19 protein-coding genes are annotated in these 16,905 nt (G+C 72.4%); 8 read left to right on the forward strand and 11 right to left on the reverse strand.

Translation table 11 applies throughout. The annotated features are described in order from the left end of the window. Positions 1 to 3 precede the first annotated feature (3 nt). Positions 4 to 1,797, forward strand: a complete 1,794-nt coding sequence (locus RYN42_RS05625) for an O-antigen ligase family protein (RefSeq protein ID WP_315094460.1) — start codon at positions 4 to 6, stop codon at positions 1,795 to 1,797. 40 nt (positions 1,798 to 1,837) lie between these two features. Here the strand turns inward: RYN42_RS05625 and RYN42_RS05630 are convergent, their stop codons facing one another. Both RYN42_RS05630 and RYN42_RS05635 read right to left on the reverse strand, forming a co-directional pair. Beyond that, positions 1,838 to 2,425, reverse strand: a complete 588-nt coding sequence (locus RYN42_RS05630) for a GNAT family N-acetyltransferase (RefSeq protein WP_315094462.1) — start codon at positions 2,423 to 2,425, stop codon at positions 1,838 to 1,840. A gap of 67 nt (positions 2,426 to 2,492) precedes the next feature. Further along, positions 2,493 to 3,452 carry a DUF5692 family protein gene (locus RYN42_RS05635; protein ID WP_315094464.1) on the reverse strand — a complete coding sequence of 320 codons (960 nt, stop codon included), beginning with the start codon at positions 3,450 to 3,452 and terminating at the stop codon, positions 2,493 to 2,495. Positions 3,453 to 3,666: 214 nt separating this feature from the next. Here RYN42_RS05635 and RYN42_RS05640 point away from each other — a divergent pair, with 214 nt between their 5' ends. Continuing rightward, on the forward strand, positions 3,667 to 4,272 hold the full coding sequence (locus RYN42_RS05640; RefSeq protein WP_315094466.1) for a TetR-like C-terminal domain-containing protein: 606 nt from the start codon (positions 3,667 to 3,669) through the stop codon (positions 4,270 to 4,272). Here the strand turns inward: RYN42_RS05640 and RYN42_RS05645 are convergent. Beyond that, positions 4,269 to 5,750, reverse strand: a complete 1,482-nt coding sequence (locus RYN42_RS05645; protein ID WP_315094468.1) for a DUF6345 domain-containing protein — start codon at positions 5,748 to 5,750, stop codon at positions 4,269 to 4,271. The genes RYN42_RS05640 and RYN42_RS05645 overlap by 4 nt on opposite strands. A gap of 84 nt (positions 5,751 to 5,834) precedes the next feature. Further along, positions 5,835 to 6,395, reverse strand: coding sequence for a hypothetical protein (locus tag RYN42_RS05650; RefSeq protein WP_315094470.1), 561 nt, complete (start codon positions 6,393 to 6,395; stop codon positions 5,835 to 5,837). Between the two features lie 163 nt (positions 6,396 to 6,558). Here RYN42_RS05650 and RYN42_RS05655 point away from each other — a divergent pair, with 163 nt between their 5' ends. Then, the gene (locus RYN42_RS05655) at positions 6,559 to 7,476 is read left to right on the forward strand and encodes a cold shock domain-containing protein (protein ID WP_315094472.1); all 918 of its coding nucleotides are present in this window, start codon (positions 6,559 to 6,561) and stop codon (positions 7,474 to 7,476) included. On the opposite strand, the gene RYN42_RS05660 is transcribed toward RYN42_RS05655, so the two are convergent. From RYN42_RS05660 to RYN42_RS05675, 4 genes are all read right to left on the reverse strand, one after another. Beyond that, positions 7,473 to 8,279, reverse strand: a complete 807-nt coding sequence (locus RYN42_RS05660; RefSeq protein ID WP_315094475.1) for a Nif3-like dinuclear metal center hexameric protein — start codon at positions 8,277 to 8,279, stop codon at positions 7,473 to 7,475. The genes RYN42_RS05655 and RYN42_RS05660 overlap by 4 nt on opposite strands. Positions 8,280 to 8,340: 61 nt before the next feature. Further along, on the reverse strand, positions 8,341 to 8,697 hold the full coding sequence (locus tag RYN42_RS05665; protein WP_315094477.1) for a VOC family protein: 357 nt from the start codon (positions 8,695 to 8,697) through the stop codon (positions 8,341 to 8,343). Between the two features lie 27 nt (positions 8,698 to 8,724). Further along, on the reverse strand, positions 8,725 to 10,296 hold the full coding sequence (locus RYN42_RS05670) for a cellulase family glycosylhydrolase (RefSeq protein ID WP_315094479.1): 1,572 nt from the start codon (positions 10,294 to 10,296) through the stop codon (positions 8,725 to 8,727). A 183-nt stretch (positions 10,297 to 10,479) separates the two neighbouring features. Next, positions 10,480 to 11,322: an SGNH/GDSL hydrolase family protein gene (locus RYN42_RS05675; RefSeq protein WP_315094480.1), complete on the reverse strand. Its 843-nt coding sequence runs from the start codon at positions 11,320 to 11,322 to the stop codon at positions 10,480 to 10,482. 170 nt (positions 11,323 to 11,492) lie between these two features. Here RYN42_RS05675 and RYN42_RS05680 point away from each other — a divergent pair, with 170 nt between their 5' ends. After that, positions 11,493 to 12,218 carry an SRPBCC family protein gene (locus RYN42_RS05680; RefSeq protein ID WP_315094481.1) on the forward strand — a complete coding sequence of 242 codons (726 nt, stop codon included), beginning with the start codon at positions 11,493 to 11,495 and terminating at the stop codon, positions 12,216 to 12,218. 97 nt (positions 12,219 to 12,315) lie between these two features. Here RYN42_RS05680 and RYN42_RS05685 read toward each other — a convergent pair whose 3' ends face one another. Then, the gene (locus RYN42_RS05685) at positions 12,316 to 12,909 is read right to left on the reverse strand and encodes a hypothetical protein (protein ID WP_315094483.1); all 594 of its coding nucleotides are present in this window, start codon (positions 12,907 to 12,909) and stop codon (positions 12,316 to 12,318) included. Between the two features lie 218 nt (positions 12,910 to 13,127). Between RYN42_RS05685 and RYN42_RS05690 the strand changes: the two genes are divergently transcribed. Next, positions 13,128 to 13,724: a hypothetical protein gene (locus RYN42_RS05690; RefSeq protein WP_315094484.1), complete on the forward strand. Its 597-nt coding sequence runs from the start codon at positions 13,128 to 13,130 to the stop codon at positions 13,722 to 13,724. A 101-nt stretch (positions 13,725 to 13,825) separates the two neighbouring features. On the opposite strand, the gene RYN42_RS05695 is transcribed toward RYN42_RS05690, so the two are convergent. After that, positions 13,826 to 14,122, reverse strand: a complete 297-nt coding sequence (locus RYN42_RS05695) for a hypothetical protein (RefSeq protein ID WP_315094487.1) — start codon at positions 14,120 to 14,122, stop codon at positions 13,826 to 13,828. Between the two features lie 143 nt (positions 14,123 to 14,265). Here RYN42_RS05695 and RYN42_RS05700 point away from each other — a divergent pair, with 143 nt between their 5' ends. Beyond that, the gene (locus RYN42_RS05700) at positions 14,266 to 14,607 is read left to right on the forward strand and encodes a YciI family protein (RefSeq protein ID WP_315094488.1); all 342 of its coding nucleotides are present in this window, start codon (positions 14,266 to 14,268) and stop codon (positions 14,605 to 14,607) included. Between the two features lie 130 nt (positions 14,608 to 14,737). Next, positions 14,738 to 14,962, forward strand: coding sequence for a hypothetical protein (locus RYN42_RS05705; protein ID WP_315094490.1), 225 nt, complete (start codon positions 14,738 to 14,740; stop codon positions 14,960 to 14,962). 164 nt (positions 14,963 to 15,126) lie between these two features. Here the strand turns inward: RYN42_RS05705 and RYN42_RS05710 are convergent, their stop codons facing one another. Then, positions 15,127 to 15,996 (reverse strand): DUF4253 domain-containing protein, encoded by an 870-nt coding sequence (locus tag RYN42_RS05710; protein WP_315094492.1) that lies wholly within the window; start codon positions 15,994 to 15,996, stop codon positions 15,127 to 15,129. Between the two features lie 704 nt (positions 15,997 to 16,700). Between RYN42_RS05710 and RYN42_RS05715 the strand changes: the two genes are divergently transcribed. After that, on the forward strand, positions 16,701 to 16,905 hold a 205-nt coding region (locus RYN42_RS05715), incomplete at its 3' end, for a hypothetical protein (protein ID WP_315094494.1).

The raw sequence follows: 16,905 nt of genomic DNA on the forward strand, positions 1-16,905 counted from the left end.
CTCATGGCCGGACGCGTGCCCGCCCGCGTGAACCGGCGCCCGAGCGCCACGAGGGCCGCCACCGTCGCACTGACGGTGGCGGCCCTCGCGCCGCTGGCCGTCATCCCCGGCGGGACGTCGGCGTTCGTGCTGGGCAAGCTCCTGGCGGTCGCCGTCGCCGTCGTCGTCGCGAGCCTCGCTCCCGCCTCCGGCCGGCTGCCACGCACCGTCGTCGTCGCGCTCGCCGCCGGCTCCTGCCTGCTGCTGGCCGCCGCCCTCGCGTCGAGCGCTCCCGTCGCCGCACTGTTCGGCCGATGGCCGCGCTACGAGGGGCTGATCGCGCTTCCGCTCTACCTCGGCGCGGGATGGGTGGGGGCGCGCCTCCTGGGGCCTGAATCCGGATCCCGCGTCTGGGCCCGCCTGCACGGGGCCCTCTCCGCGACCGCGATCGTCATGGCGGCGTTCGCGCTGATCGAGCTCACCGGCGCCCGTCCGCTCGGCGGCGAGGGCCTGCGGTCGGGGTCGCTGCAGGGCAATGCGACCGAGATGGGATTGCTCGGGTTGGTGGTCCTGGCCGTGCTGGCGCCCGCTGCGCTGCGCGGACGCCGTGCTCTCGTCGTGTCAGGTGCCGTGGCCGCAGGAGCGCTCGTCGCCCTGTCGGGGTCGCGCGCCGCGTACGTCGGGACGCTCGTCGTCCTGGTGGGGCTGGCGTTGCTGGGGCAGGGAAAGGCGCGTCGGGTGACGGGGCGTCCCCTCTGGCTCGCCTCCGCCGCCGGCGCGGGCGTCGTGACCCTCGTGCTCGCCGTTCCCGCCTCCCGTGAGCGGCTCTTCGCCGGCGACACCGTCAGCGGGCGGCTCGCGCTGTGGTCGCAGGCGACCGCGCTGCTCCGGGACCGGCCGCTGAAGGGCGCGGGACCCAGCGGCTATCTCGACGCGAGCGTCCCCTACGTGACGCTCGAGTGGGTCAGGGACGTGGGGATGCGCACCCCTCCCGACAGCCCCCACCTCTGGCCCCTCCAGGCGGCAGCTGCAGGAGGGATCGGCCTGGCGGTGCTCGCCTGCGTCACAGCCGTGCTGGCGACCGTGCTGGCCGTCCGCGCCTGGCGCGTTGCCGCACCCGAGCGACGCGCCGAGCTGGCGGGGCCCCTCGTCGCCGTGCTGGCGTACGGGGTCGCCCTGCTCACGCACTTCACCGCGGGGGGCACGACGCCACTGGTGGCTCTCCTGGCCGGGGCGTGCCTCGCGGTGCCTACGGTGACCCCGGTGCGGGTCACGATGCGCTCCCGTGCCCCCGTCCTGGCCTGGCGACTCACCGGCGCCGTGCTCACGCTCACGCTGGTCGCCGCCGTCGTCGCCGAGTGGTCGGTCGCCGCCGGGTTCCGCTCGATGAGCCGAGGCGACGTCGCCGGCGTCGACTCCGCGTTCACCACAGCCACACGGTTGCGGCCGTGGGACGCCGACGTGCCGTCCCAGGCCACACAGGCGCTGGCGGCGCTGGCGTCGGCGGGGGTCCCCGGCGCGGCCGATGCCTGCGTCGCCTGGGGCGAGGTCGCCCGCCGCCGGATCCCCGACTCCATGCAGGCCGGGCTGGCGTACGCGGTGGGCCTGCGCCTCTCCGGCGACACAGCGGCGGCACGCTCCGAGCTCGACCGGCTCCACGCCCGCAGCCCGTACGACTCCCAGGTCCTCCTGCAGCGGGGTGTCCTCCTGCGGACGACCGGCGACGCCGCCGGCGCCCGGGCCGATCTCACCCGCGCCCTGGACCTCGCCCCGGGAGACCCCGTGGTCCTGCGGCAGCTGGACCTGCTCGACGGGTAGCTCCGTCCGTGACCAGCGCGCCCTGCCAGCGGCACGAGAGTCACGCCCCTTCCGCGAGCTGCAGGCGCATGACCGGCCGACTCACGTAGGTGCGGCCGATCTCGTGGAAGCCGGCCGCCTCGAACATGGTGAGCGTGCCGGTGAACAGGGCCGAGCCGGAGACTGTGGCCGCGCTGAGCCGGGCGACGTCGACGGGGTGGCCCTCGACGGCCGAGGCCCCGTGCCGACGGGCGTGCTCGACGGCGGCCACCAGCAGGGCGGTCCCGACACCCGCGCCGCGGAGCTCGCTGCGGACGGTGACGCAGGTGACCCACCAGACGGCCGGGTCGTCGTCGCGGAGTCGTCGCAACGCCCGGTTCGCCATCACGCCCGGCAGGGTCGCGCGCGGAACGACCCGGGTCCACCCCGCGGGGCCGCCGTCGACGTAGGCGACGAGACCCACGGGGACGTCGGCCGTCTCGATCTCCCGGTGCAGCTCGTCGCGGTTGCTCGGCTGGTCGTGCGTGCGGAACCGCTGGCACCAGCACGAGTCGGGCCTGGACGCGCGAGCTCCGAACGCCGCGACGACATCGGACCAGCGCTCGGGCGTCGCGGCCTCGACGCGAACCCTCGTGCGGAGCTCGCTCACCCGTGCCCCCCCGTCGTGCGGCCTCCTGCGGGCCGCGGCGGAACGACCATGTCGAGGCTAGCGCCGCTCAGACCGCGGCGAGCGGCTGGTCCTCACGGGCGGTCACGAGCGGCGCGTTCGCCTCCAGGACCTCGCGGTACGGGCGCAGGTGCGTGAACAGCTCGTCCTTCAGCGGGTTGCGGCGCCGGGTCACGACGACGCGCACCTGGTAGACGGCCACGGCGACGTTGGCCAGCAGCGACAGGGCCGACACGACGAACAGGGCGGTCGGGTTGTGCGAGGAGTCGATGGCGAACTGCGAGGACGTCACGAACGTGGGCACCGCCATCGTGAACATCATCCACAGGGCGAGCGTGTGCGCGCGGTGCTGCAGCCAGGCGCCCTTCTTGAGGAAGAACGCGGGCACGGTGCAGGAGATCAGCAGCGCGGCTCCGGCGTAGAAGGCGTGGTCGCCGACGCAGTTGTAGACGTACGCGAAGTTCCACAGGTCGTACGCGATGATCCAGAACCAGAGCATGTCGGGCCAGACCATGTCCTTCGACTTGTCGCGCGACACGATGATCCCGACCCAGCCGCAGATGGTCAGCGCGTTGAGGATCCCGGCGATCCCGTTCATGTAGTTCCAGACGCCGCCCACCATGAACACGCCGTCGTGCATGCCCTGCAGGCCCGCCACCTCGAAGTCACGGACGACCGCCTCGCCGATGTTGACCGCGAGGATCAGCGCGGGGAAGAGCAGCATCCAGCGGTTCCTGGACAGTCGCCCGACGTACCGGAGAGCCATGAAGCCGAGGCAGCCGGCCAGCGCGGAGTAGACCTTCACCCAGTGGAACCAGGTGCCGGTCGAGGAGCCCTCACCGGCGGTCGTCGGCCACACGAACACGGTCAGGACCAGGGGCAGCGCGACGAAGAACCCGATCCCGGCCCACTTCCAGCGGCGGGTGACCTCGTTGAGCACGATGAGGGCGCCGAGGACGACGAACCACATCGCCCACGACTGCCATCCGATGGTGTCGAACAGGAACATCGCGACCTCCTTGCGGACCGCCCGCGGCCGCCATGGCTGCGGGGCTGCCCGACGGTAGGAAGGCACTGGCCCGCCCGGCACTGGACAGGGGGCGGGATGTGTCCAGTCCGGGGTGGGCAGGGGCATCGCCGGGCGCGCCCCTGGTCGCCTCCTGGGACCTTCGGCCCACGACGACGGGGGTCGGCGGACCGTTGGAGGGAGTGTGAGCCCAGAGGTGAGTCCGCACGCGCGCCGCACGGACGCGCGCGACTCGCTCGCGGCGGCGCTCAAGGCGCGGCTGCGCTCGGAGCCGCTGGCCCAGGTCACGGTCACGCACCTGACCCAGGACTGCGGGCTGACCCGGCAGGGGTTCTACTACCACTTCCACGACGTGCAGGAGCTCGCCCTGTGGGTGTTCGAGACCGAGGTCGCGGAGCAGGTGCGCGTGTCGGCCCACCATGACGAGTGGGCGGACGGCCTGGTGCGGCTGATGGCGTACCTGCGGGACAACCGGTCGTCGACCACCGCGGTCCTCGACGGGCTCGGCCGAGCGGGGCTCGAGCGGTTCCTGTTCTGGCAGATGAGGCCGGTGACCGAGGCCGTGGTCAGGGAGGTCGGCGGCGGGGGTCCGACGAGCCCGGAGGACCGCGCGCTCGTCGTCGACTTCTACACGTCGGCCGTGCTGGCGGTGCTGCTGCGGTGGGTCTCGGACGGGATGACCGGGGACCCGTACCGGCTGGTGGGGGACGTGGAGCTCATGCTGCACGGCTCGGTGCGGGAGTCCGTGGCGCGGCTGGACGCCCGGGCGCGCCCCCCGCACGCCCGGGCGCAGCCGGTCTAGAGGACGACCTCGAGGACCTTGCGGATCGCGAAGTCGCCGCTGCGGATCTCGACCTCCTCGCGCGCGACCAGGACGGCGGAGTCGCGGTCGATGCGGTAGGAGACGTCCCGCGTGTCCGGCAGGAGGACCAGCTGGGAGTCGTTGCGCCCGTCGCAGCGCAGCTGCCGCTCGAGCTCGGCGATCGCGCGACCGAGAGACTCGTCGACGTCGATCTCGTACCCGTCCGACGGTGCGGCCTCGACGGCGTCGACGATCGCGACGGTCCGGTCGGAGATGCTGCACACGGTGCCCCCCGCGTCGAGCGTGACGCTCACGTGACCGTCGTGGCCCCGAGCCATCGGCGTCCCGTCGTACAGCTGCCGGAAGTGGGCGGTGAAGTCGGCGATCGCCACTTCGGTCTGCTCGCCGTCCCGGCTCACGCCTGCGTGCTCGGTGACCGTGAGGGCGTCGAGGACCAGCTCGGTGTCCAGCTCGAGCGAGCGGACCGCCTGCTCGGCGATCTCCCGGGCGGCGTCCAGGTCGATCGGCCGGGCGTAGCGGTCCGGCTCGGCCAGGAAGACCTCGTAGGACCCGTCCGGCGACAGGACGAGACGCGGGCCGACGAGGGCGTCGTCGACACCCTCGTGACGGTGCTCGGGATCGGGCGACGCCGCCGCCGCGAGGTGCGCCCGGACCCCGAACCGGTCACCCAGGTGCTGCGCGGCCTCGTCGTCGACGGACCGGCGCCCCACGGAGAGGCGCATCGGTGACGGGGGGACCGTGATCGTGATGACGACCTCGATCACCGCGGGTCCCGCCCATCTCCACCAGTACCAGCTGTCGGAGACGGCACCGCCGTGGAACAGCCGCTCGTTCCAGAGCCGGTCCTGCGCCTCCTCGGCGGTCGCGCCGCAGGCGGTGGACGACGGCCGGTGGTTGGTCAGGGTCGAGAACGCCGCGTCCTGCCACGCCTGGCTGAACGACTTCCCCTTGTTCCACTCCCGGAAGAACCCGGCCCCGAGCCCGCCGACGTCGTAGGTGAGCCCGTCGAAACCGAAGATCATCCGTGCGCCGTGGTTCGGTTCCGCCCACGTGCGCCAGGGGTTCTGCCCCCCGTGCATCTCGAGGGAGTGGCACCCGTGGAGCATCAGGTAGCGCAGCCGCTGGTCGCCGAACGTCATCCGCGTGGACTCGGCCAGGAAGGTGTTGTCCCAGGTGCGGCCCATCGCGGCGACGTAGCGGCCGTCCGCGGCCATGCCCATGTGCGTGTACGCGTGCAGCACCCGGACGGAGTCCATGCCGAGGCTGTCCTGCCAGTTGTCGTACTCCCGGTTGAACCGCCACTCGCGCACGTCGTCGTCCTGCGCGTGGAAGTTGATCCCGTTGAACTGCCGGACGTAGTCGAGGAACGCGGTCACGTCGCCGTGCGGGGTGCTCAGTGCCGCGTCCCCGTTCGGGAACACCTGCACGGAGACACCCGCGTACATGTTGTCGGCCACTGTTCTCCCCCTGGCACGGTGCGGCCCGGTGCGGGCTGCATGCCGAGGAGGAGGGCGACCGTCTCCGTGCTGATACCTCGTTGCTCAGGGCTCGTCGACGACCACGGTCGGCGTCATGTAGTCCGTCAGCCACTGCTGCGTCTCCAGCGGCAGGCAGTCGGTCTCCCACATCGACGCGAGCGCGATGCCGGTCAGCGGGTCGGTGCCCTCGCCGGTGAGGTCGGGCAGGCGGTACTCCTGCGGGACGTCGTCCGGATGGAGCAGGCGCTCCATCCCCCAGCGGGCGTGCTCGTCCGCGGTGATGGTCTCGGTCAGCCGGTCGTAGGTCAGCAGCGTGATCGGGTCGTCGACGGGGCGCACGTCGAAGTACGCCGGGTCCGCGGCGAGCAGCTGCTGCGCGTACGCCTCGCGGCACGCGTCCGACCCGGGGGTCAGTCCGACCAGCATCTGGCTGGGGTCCGCTGTCGTTCCGTCGTCGGGTTCAGGGGACGGCGCGGGCTCCTCGGAGCTCACCACGGGCGTGGGGACCGGCGGCGCGGTCTCCTGGACGGGGGAGCCCACCGTGGCGCTCTGGCAGCCGACGAGGAGCGCCGCTCCGACGATCAGCGAGGCGCACGCGGTCGCGGTACGCAGGTCGGTTCTCATCAGGCCCTCTCGCGGGGCCTCGGTCGGGGCCCGTCACACCGCTCATCGGCACGTGTGACGCGTCGCTGAATGGTGCATTCGGGTTGCAGGGTCACGACTTCGTGTACGCCGCCCTCTCGGGGACACTGGACGACAGCAGCTACCGCATCGACGAGGAGTCACCGTGCCTGAAGGAACTGTCCGCTGGTTCGACGCCGAGCGGGGGTTCGGCTTCCTCTACCTCGGGGACGACGCCGAGGACCTGTTCGTCCACGCGTCCGAGATCGTCGGGACCGAGGACGCGCTCCGCGAGGGGCAGCTCGTCGAGTTCGAGCTGGGCGAGGGTGACCGCGGCCCGCAGGCCCGCCGCGTCCGGATCACGGGCGACCACGCCCCGGACGCACTCCTGGGCGTGCTCGGCACCGTCTCCTGGTACGAGCCGGGCAAGGGCTACGGCTTCATCACGCCCGACGGCGGGGGCGCGGAGATCTTCGTGCACAGCTCCGCCATCGTCGGCGGCGGCGTGATCTCGGACGGGCAGCGGGTCGCGTTCCTCGTCGTCGAGGGGGACAAGGGTCCGCAGGCCGACCACCTGCTGCCCCTCGGGGCGGACGCGATCGGGCGGCCTCGGGCGTCCGACGGGGCCGACGGCACCGTGTCCTGGTACGAGGGGGAGAAGGGCTTCGGGTTCGTCACCCCCGACGCCGGCGGCGAGGACCTCTTCGTCCACGTCCGGTCGCTGCCCGCCGGAGTGACCGAGCTGTCCGAGGGCGATCGCGTGACGTACGACGTCGGCACGAGCGAGAAGGGGCTCCAGGCCCGCAACATCCGGCTGGTGTCGAGCACGCCCGCGCCGGCACGCGGACCGTCCGGCCCCCCGCGGGACTCCGGCGCCCCCGTGCGCGGCGGCGAGGGTGTGGTCGCGCGCTACGACGCGGACCGGGGGTTCGGCTTCATCACGCCCGACGAGGGTGGTGCGGACCTCTTCGTGCATGTGTCGGTGGTGAGGGGCGCCGACGCGCTGCAGGAGGGCGACCGCGTCCGGTACCAGGTGCGCCAGAGCGACCGGGGACCGCAGGCCGACCGCGTCGAGCGGGCCTAGGACCCGAGGGTCCGGAAGGGGTCGGCCGCGGCGACGAGCTCGACGGGGACCTCCGGCACGAGCCCCGCCAGCCAGCGGCGGGCCTCGGCCATCCCCTCCTGCTCCGAGGGGACGTGCCCGACCACGACGACGCCGGCGCACACCCCCGCGGTGACCGCGTCGGCGGCGTACTCGCCCGTCTCCCACTCGTGTCCCTCACCGAGGACGAGCACGTCGACGTCCGGCCGGGCGAGCAGCTGCCGGTTTCGCTCGAACCCCTGGAACCCCGGCTGCAGCCCGACGGCGCAGACGGTCGACGCCGGGTCGCCGACGTAGCGCAGCGCCCGAGCGCCCAGGCTCTGCGCGACGTGCGCGGCCAGCTCGCCGAGCGTCGTCCGCGGCAAGTCGTACACCCCCGGTGCGCCCGCCCGCTCCGCGTCGAGCCAGCCGAGGGCGCGTGCGGTGCCGGTCAGGATGCCGTCCGGCCGGCGGTCGTGCCAGGCGTCGTGCAGGTGAAGGACGACGAGCCCGTTCTGGGCGACGAACCTCGACTTCGCCGCGTACACCGGGTCGCCCTCCGACTCGAGGATCGCGTCCGACGCACCGTGGTGGTCGAAGTAGAGCGGCTCGTGCGTGATGACGAGGTCGAGCCCCTGCTCGGCAGCGCGGTGCAGCACATCGAGCGTCGCCATCATCGTCACGGCGACCCCCCGGACGGGCGCATCCGGATCACCTGCGAGGAAGCCGTCGACCGTGGCCGGTCGCGGCGGCACCCCCACGTGCGCGGCGATCCGCTCGCTCACCTGCCGCGCGGTCACTGTCACCGCGCCACCCTAGAGCCGGTGCCCGCACCGGGGCATGGACCACGGTGCGTCACGGGCGCGCTCAGTCCACCGGCTCCTGGTACAGGCCCATCACGCTGCCGCCAGGGTCTCGGAATCGGGCCGTCAGCTCACCCGGGTCGCCGCCGATCGGCTGGACGACCTCGCACCCCTCGGCGGTGACCCGCTCGACGGCCGCGGCGAGGTCGTCGACCCAGAGGTAGACGAGCACCCCGGGCGGCGTCGGCTTCCGCTGGACCCAGTGGCCACTGACCTCGTCGACGGCGTCCTCGAAGAAGTAGGTGCCGTTCGCGGCGCGCACCTTCCAGCCGAAGACGCGGGCGTAGAACTCCGCCGCCTTCTGCGGATCGGCGGCCGGGAGCTCGACGTGGCAGATCTTGCCGTGACGCAGGGTGGTCATGGCGATCGCCTCCGGGTGCGGCAGTGGTCAGGAACCCATGATCGCGTCGATGATGCCCTGCTGGGTCACGGTCGCGGAGCTCCGGTCGAACAGCGCGAACCCGTACTGGCCGTTGTGGCCGTTGTCCCAGTAGGCGGTGGCCGCACCGTACTTCTTCGCCGTGGCGACGAGGGTGCGCGCGTAGTCGGCGCGGAACCGGTTGTTGGAGGAGTCGAACGCTGTCTTGTCGATCGAGCCGTACTCGCCGATGAACACCGGGTACCCGTTGACGACGAACCTGTCGTGCATCTTCTTCAGCTGCGCGTCCATGAAGTCCTGCTGACCCCAGGTCGACTTCTTCGACGCGTTGGTCGCGTTGGGCCCCCACTGCGTGATGGTGCCGTTCTCCGTCCCGGTGAAGTCCCACGGGTCGTAGTAGTGCGCGGAGATCATGAGGCGCTTCTCGTTGCTGGGGACGGCCGATGACCGGTACTGGTCGGTCGGCACGACGAAGCCGTAGCTCCCGGTGGTGTAGTCGATGTTGGTGTTCCAGCCCGGCACGAGCAGCCACCGGGAGGTGTTGTTGCCGCCGGTCCGGCGCACGGTGTCGACAAAGATCTGGTTGTACGCGTTGATGTTCGAGTAGCACGGTTGCGTGGGAGCGCCGTACTGCCCGTCGAAGTTCTCGTTCATCGACTCGAGGATCAAGCGTCCCCCGTAGCCCTGGAACGTCGACGCCACCTGCTGCCAGACCTTCTGGTACTTGGCCTTGATCGCGTCCTGCCCGGACGCGTCGCAGATGAGCCAGGCGCCGCCGACGCTCTTGTAGCCGTCGCCGTGCATGTTGATGATCACGTGCAGCCCACGGTCGTAGGCCAGGTTCACGACCTCCCGGATCCGGGCGAGCCAGGCGGCGTCGACGGTGTAGCCCGGCGCGGAGCCGATCTTGCCGAGGTAGGAGACCGGGATGCGGATCGTCGTGAAGCCGGAGGCCTTGACCCGGTCGATCAGGGCGCCCGTCACGACCGGGTTGCCCCACACCGTCTCGCTGGGCACGCCGTTGACGGAGGCTTCCAGCTGGTTGCCCAGGTTCCAGCCCTTGCCGAGGTCGGCCACGAGCTGGGCGGCGCTGCCCGTGATCGGCCCGGTGGTCGGCGAGGGCGTCGGTGTGGGCGTCGGCGACGTCGTCGGGGAGCTGCTCGGGGTCACCGGGCTGCCGGTGCACGCGACGCCGTTGAGCGTGAACGCGATGGGCACGGGGTTGCTCCCGGTCCACGCGCCGTTGAAGCCGAACGACGCCGTGCCGTGGGTGGCGATGGTCGCGTTCCACCCGGCGTCGCGGACCGTCACCGCCGCTCCGGCCTGGGTGAAGGAGCCGTTCCAGAGCTGGCTGACGGTCTGGCCGGCGCCGAAGGAGAAGCGCAGGTCCCATCCCGTGATCGGATCGCCCAGGTTGGTCACCCGCACGTTGGCGCCGAAGCCGCTCTGCCACTGGTTGGTCACCGTGTAGTCGACACGGCAGCCTGCGGCGGCGTTCGCGTGGCTGGTGACGGCGATCGATCCGGCGGCGGCGACCATGGCCGCCGTGGCCAGGGTCAACACCTTGCGCAGTGAGAGCACGGGAGGGATCCCTCTCAGGAACGGGAGAGCGCACGGGTCATGGCGACCCTGGCGGCGGAGGGGCAAGCCCACCAGACGGACATCGTCCGCACAGCCGTGTGAAGCGATTCACCCGTGCGCTCGGCGGCGAGTCGCGCTAGACGACCCAGCCCGTCACGGTCGCCGGCGTCGCCCTGGCCGACCTCACCGGTGGTGCCTGCCGCAGCCCGGCTTGACCGGACCCAGCGCCGAGTTCACCGCGGCCGTGTAGGCCCTGTAGCCCTGGAGCGTCGGGTGGAACGCCCCGGGGTCGGTCGGCCCCAGGATCCACGGGTCCGGCGAGTTCGCTCCGTGGCCGTCGAAGCGCTGGCGTACGTCGACGAACTGGAAGCCGGCGCGGTCGGCCGCGGCGGCGATCACCGTGTCGAGGGTGTCCGCAGCGGCGTTGAGCGCGGTGAGCTCTGCCGTCGAGGCGCCGAGGTAGGCGCCGTGCTCGGGGGAGAACAGCCGCGGGTAGCCGGTCACCACCACCCGGGCGTCCGGGGCGGCCGCGGCGACCTGGGCGTAGACCGCGTCGAGCAGGGCGGGCAGCTCGGTCGTGATCCGGACGTCCGCGAGGGAGACCGCACCCGCGCACTGGGCGTCGGTGCCGCCGAGACAGGCGACGACGGCAGTCGACCAGCCGATGTCGTTGCCGCCGATGCTCAACGTCACCAGGTCCGTGTCGGCGTCCAGCGCGGTGAGCTGGCCGCCGGTGACCAGCGACGTGGTGGTGGCGCCCGCGCACGCGACGAAGTCGTCGAGGCGCAGACGGTGGCGCCCGTCGAGCAGCACGGCGTAGGCGCTCTGCGAGCGGCCGCACTCGGCGTAGGGCGGGACGCCGTACCCCGAGGCGTACGAGTCGCCGAGGGCGTCGTAGACGACACGGGAGCCCCCGGCGCCCGCTGGGCCGCCTGCGGCCGCTGGACCGGCGGCGGAGCCGACGAGGGCGAGCGTGGCGATCAGGACCAGGACAGCGGACCGCGTCGTCCGCACCGTGCGCGTCATCTTCGCACCGTAGCCACATCGCCGGAATCGTGCCGAACGAGGCGCCGAGCGGCTGTTCGCCGGGCACGCGCCCCGCCCCGGGGCGATGCTGAAGAGCGGCGCCGCAGGACCCTCGCGGCGCCGCAGGTCACACCAAGGAGCGGTGTCACCCGTCAACCCGAGGAGAGGTCATGACGACCACGGTGGAGAAGTCGATCCTGGTGAACGTGCCCGTCAGCGTCGCGTACAACCAGTGGACGCAGTTCGAGGAGTTCCCCCACTTCATGGGGGGCGTCAAGGAGATCACGCAGCTCAGCGACGACCGCCTGCACTGGGTCGCCGAGATCGCGGGCGTGCGCCGCGAGTGGGAGGCGCAGGTCCTCGAGCAGGTGCCGGACCAGAAAGTGTCGTGGGCGGCGACGGCGGGCGCGACGAACGCGGGCGCGGTGACGTTCGAGGACGTGGGCGGCGGTCGGACGTCGGTGCACCTGTCGCTCGAGTACGAGCCCGAGGGCCTCGTCGAGAAGGTCGGCGACACGCTGAACATCGTCGAGAACCAGGCCGAGCGTGACCTGGACCGGTTCAAGGCGTTCATCGAGGACGAGGGCTACGCGACCGGCGCCTGGCGGGGGTCGATCGAGACCGGGATCACCGGGACGCCCGGGGTCGAGGACGCGGCGGAGTCGCGCGGGGACAGCGGCCATGCCGGGGTCTCCGCCAAGGCGGCGGCCGCGGGGCTCGGCGTCGCGGCGGCTGCGACGGCGGCCGTGGTGGCCGGCAGGAAGAGCGGCTCCGACGAGACACCGCCTGTCACCTCCACCGACTACGTGGCGCCCACGCCGTCGCCGAGCGTCGGCAGCCTCGAGGCTGACCCGCTCGTGGTGACGGACGACGGCGACGACGGCACGCGCACCTGACGGCTCGCACGCCGAGCACGTCCCGACGGGGCGCCGAGTCACCCGGCGCCCCGTCGGTGTGTGTCCTCGTGCCCGCGTAGGGCATCGAGGAACCGGCTCAGCCCGCGAGGGCGCGCCGCTGCCTCGCGATGAGCAGCCCGATCGCGAGGTTGACGACCCCGATGACCAGCGGCACGGTGCCGGAGCCTTCTCCCCAGATCGTGATGACCAGACCGCCCGCCGTCGCCACCGCGCCGCACACCAGGTACGTCCACATCCTGCGGCGCGACGGAGGCAGCCGGACGGCCTCGGCGAACGACTGCCCGCGCTGGACGGGCACGTTGACGTCCCCGGGGAGCGGCGGCGGGCTCCACGCGCGGGACACGTCGGGCGGGTCGAGCTCGCCGTACGACGGAGTCGGAGTCGTCCGGGGCAGCGAGTGCAGCCAGAACCGGTCGACCACCTCGGCGAGCGCGGCCGTCGCGACGCCGGGTGCCCGGACCAGCACGACCTCGCGGTCCTCCTGCCAGACGTCGAGGACGCCGGGCACCGCGGCCAGGACGTCGACGGTGCCGTGCACGAGCGCCTCGTACGGGCCTGCCGCGATGTCGCTGAACCCGAGCTGGATGTCGGGCTCGTCGCGGTGCGCTGGCACGCGACCGATGTCGTAGAGGGACTCCGCGTCGTCGAACACACCGAACAGACGTTCCATGGAAGCAGTGATCGACGTCGTCGACGTGATCCTTGAGAGGCCGGCTCGTAGAGAACTCGAAGCGCTCAGTTCCTCCCAGGCCGGTGCCGATGCGGTCTCCATGGGCGGAACCGACGCAGCGACCGACAAGGCGAAGTTCGCCTCGAGGTGCCGGGTCCAGCCGGTACGGTCCTGCCTCATCAACCCGGCCGGGCACGACCGACCACGTGGAGGCCGCTGTGCTCCGGACCGCTCACCGTCGAGGTCTCCTTGCTCGAGCCGCGGCGTCGGTCACCGCCGTCCTGGCGATCGGCGTGCTCGCGGCCGGCCCGGCGGCTGCGGCGACGGGCACGTCCCATGACGAGCTCGACGACGCCTACTCGTTCGGGACGGGCGGGTACGTGTACGGGCACCCCACGGCCGACATCGTCCGAACGGCCCTGCGGCTCGACGGGTCCGTGGTCCAGGCGACGGTGTACCTGGCGGAGCTCGACGCCGCCTGGGCCGACCAGACCTTCGTCGACGCCTCGATCGACACGGACGGCGACGGGGAGCCGAACTTCTCGCTGACCAAGTACCGCCCGTGGGACGACAACCCAGGGACCATCGACGACCAGCTCGACGGTGAAGCCGTCGTGCAGGCGTGGACGTACCACCCCGACGGCACCCGCTCGGTGGAGGTCGTCCCCGACTGCCCGCTCACCGTGTCGGCGTCGGCCGCGTCCCGTTCGCTCAGCCTGTCCGCAACTGCCTCATGCCTCGGTTCGCCGGCGAGCGCACGGATGCGGCTCGACGTCTTCGTCGACGACGGCACGAGGCCCACCAGCTCGATGTGAACGACCCCCTGTGGGACGCGGAGGGCGTGGCGTACTACGTCGCTGCTCCCTGACCTGGCAGGACGTCGAGCGGTCGACGACCAGCAGGCCTGGTCACTGTGTCAGCGACGGAGCCTCCGGACGACGACGTCGTCGCCTGCGTCGATGCTCAGGTGCGAACCTGCGGGCAGGCGGACCAGTCGCAGCAGCCGCGCGATCGTCGACGCGGCGGCGGTCGCGTCCGTCGGGTACACCCACACCTCCGCCCCGTCCGGACCGAGCAGGTTGCCGTCGACCTCGCCCCGGCGTAGGCCCAGCCGCAACCATGGCTCGACCACCCGCGCCGCCCGCACTCCTGCGCGGCCCGGCAGCACCACGACGATGCGATCGGGCAGACCTGCCTCTCGACGGCTCTCCACGCACGAATCCTGGCCCGAGAAGGACGTGCGGTCGACAGGCCGCGCGGAGGTGTGCCACATGCCGGATCGGCTGTCGATTTCGGGGAGGCTCGTCCGTCAAGGTGGTGACGGGCCGCCCGGGCCCGCCGCACAGGAGGAGCGACATGACGCAGTACGCCATCTACTTCCACCAGCAGTGGGTCGGTGACCACCCGGCCGAGTGGTTCCAGACCCGCGTGGAGCCCAGCACCGCGGTCGTCCGCGACATGGAGGCGGCCGGGGTCCTGGTCTTCGCGGGCGGCCTCGAGGAGGACCTGGCCGACGCGTTCAGCGCCGACGCGACGAGCGGCACCCTCTCGATCAGCGACGGCCCCTACACCGAGACCGCCGAGTACCTGGGCGGGATCACCATCATCGACGTGCCCGACCTGGAGACGGCCAAGATGTGGGCAGGCAGGGTCGCCGAGGGGTGCGGCTGGCCCCAGGAGGTCCGGGTCATCAAGTAGGTGCCCGAGGTCTCGACGCCCGACCGTGGCCCTCCGTGGCGCTCGCGCTGGGGCGTGCGCAGGGCAGTCGGACCAGCTCGCATGCGCCAGGTGTGGTCCACGGGTGCCCCCGTCGGGCAAGGTGACCCCTGTGACGACCGCTGACGACAGGGCCACCCTGCGCCGTGCCACCGCAGACGACGCGGGCACCATCGCCGCCCTCAACGCGCATGTGCAGCGCCCGCACCTCGAGGCAGCACCTGACCAGTTCAAGGCCGTCGACCGCGCCGCCGCCGAGACCTTCTTCGCCACACAGCTGGCTGACGAGGGCACCATCGTCTGGGTCGCGGAGCTGGGTGGTCAGCCAGGTCGCTGACGGGTTCCTCGCGACGGCCGCCGGGGCGGTGGAGCGGCAGCCGTCCTCCCAGGCGTCGCGGTGATCGCGTCCCGGGCCGCACGCAGACTGCTGCAGTACCTCATCCAGATCGTCCATGGTCAGGCGCGCGACGAGCTGTAGATCTGCAGAGCTGAGCCGACGGCTCAGGGTCGGTCGTGGAGGAACCAGGTGTCGCTGCGGGCGAGAACCAGCCCGAGCTCCCACTGGGACATCTGGAGGCTGCCGGCCCAGGCCAGCAGCTGGCCGGCAAGCTCCCAAGCCTCTTCGCCTTGCTGGGGGCGACGGGTCACAGTGAACTGCAGCATCGTCCCCCAGGCGGCAACGAGCTCTGCGCCCCAGGTCCTGTGCCACCGCTCGAGCGCCGCTACGAACGCGGGCAGGTCATGATCGGCGCCGAAATAGCCCACCCACGTGATCGCCAACCACGGTGATGTGGTCGGCAGCAACGCCAGCTCGACCGAGTCCGGCTCAAACCACGACCGGGTCCCGACATGCCACTGCAGTCGCTCTTCGACGAGCGCCACCAGCGAAGGATCCGCCATCAAGCGGTCGTGGATCCACCGGTCGACATCGTGATCGAGCACGGGGTCGGGCAACTCGGCGGCCATCATGGCCGGAAGGCCCGCTCCAGGAAAGAGGTGCTCTACCCCCTGCAGGTCACGCTGCGCACCGGGTGTGTCGAACACGAAACGAGGAAATACTCGCGAGTCGTCCATGTCGACGATGGCGCGCTCGAGCTCAGCCAGCTCGTCGTCAGGCACCTGCTGAAACCCGCCGTGGTACTCGGGCGTGACCGCCACCGGCCAGCGCGACGTGGTCGGCAGCACGTCGCGCGCTGCGCGCCAGTGCTCCAGGACGCGGGCCGGCTCCACCCCTTCAATCACCAGCACGCCACTGTCTGGGCGCCAGAACGGGGAGCCCTCGGGGTACTCGCTCGGCGGCGACGTCACCGGCATGCCCTCCAGCACCGTCCCGCGGAGCGCCATGCCGGTCTCGTCCGCGCTGCTCGCCACGCCCGCATCCTCCGGCAATCCACTCAGGGCCACAAGGGACGACGACGCGCAGCAAACGGGTGCCAGCGCTCCGTCCACAAAGCGTCTTTCACGGGACGGCGACCGCGCGCGCTCGCCTCGGGTGACCCGGGGAGGACGCGCGCTGCGCTCCGAACGGCAGCCGCGCGGCGTCGCTGCCCTTCCGGGCAACGCGGATGCCCCGCGACCCGCCCGTCCGGTGATCGTCCGCGCAGCCCGCGACCCGACGATGGGAGGGTCACTTCGCCGGAGGTGCTGTGCCGCCCACCCACGAGCCCGCCACCGACGCCGTCCGTGAGCGCGCTCGACGGGTCACCCCGGCGGGCGACACCGCAGCTCGGCACGAGACGGCCGGTCCTGTGCGGAGCGCGCCCTCCCGCCCGCCTCGCGGTATGCCGCACACCCTCGTCCTGCGCCTGCAGCAGCAGGCGGGCAACGCTGCGGTGTCACGACTCGTGCGGCCCCCCGAGCGACGTGACGTCCTGCCGGAGCCCGCGCCGGCGGGTCCCGAGCCGGTCGTCGACGAGCCCGAGCGCACCGACGGGGAGCGGGCGGTCGCCGAAGCGGCCTGGGTCGGAGCACCAGTGGCGCCTGCCGATGACCTCCCGGTCTCGGGGCCCGACGGCACCGGGGCCGTGTCCGGTCGCGCGGCGGGGCAGACCGTAGCGACAGGGAGCGCCGCGGAGGTGACGACCGTTGCCGGCGCGAGCCCGGAGAGCGCGGCGGAGGCGACGACCGTTGGCGGCGCGGCTCCGGGGACGGAGCCTGCGTCCCGGGTCGAGGGCGCGGTCGAATACCCGACGGGCGCGGCCGGGATCGCGCCCGACGCCACCCGTACCCCCGCGCCCCCGGCGCGGGACGAAGGCTCCGCCGCGGCAGAGGGCAGCGCCA

Source organism: uncultured Cellulomonas sp. (assembly GCF_963527515.1).
In the GTDB taxonomy this organism is placed as follows: domain Bacteria; phylum Actinomycetota; class Actinomycetes; order Actinomycetales; family Cellulomonadaceae; genus Cellulomonas.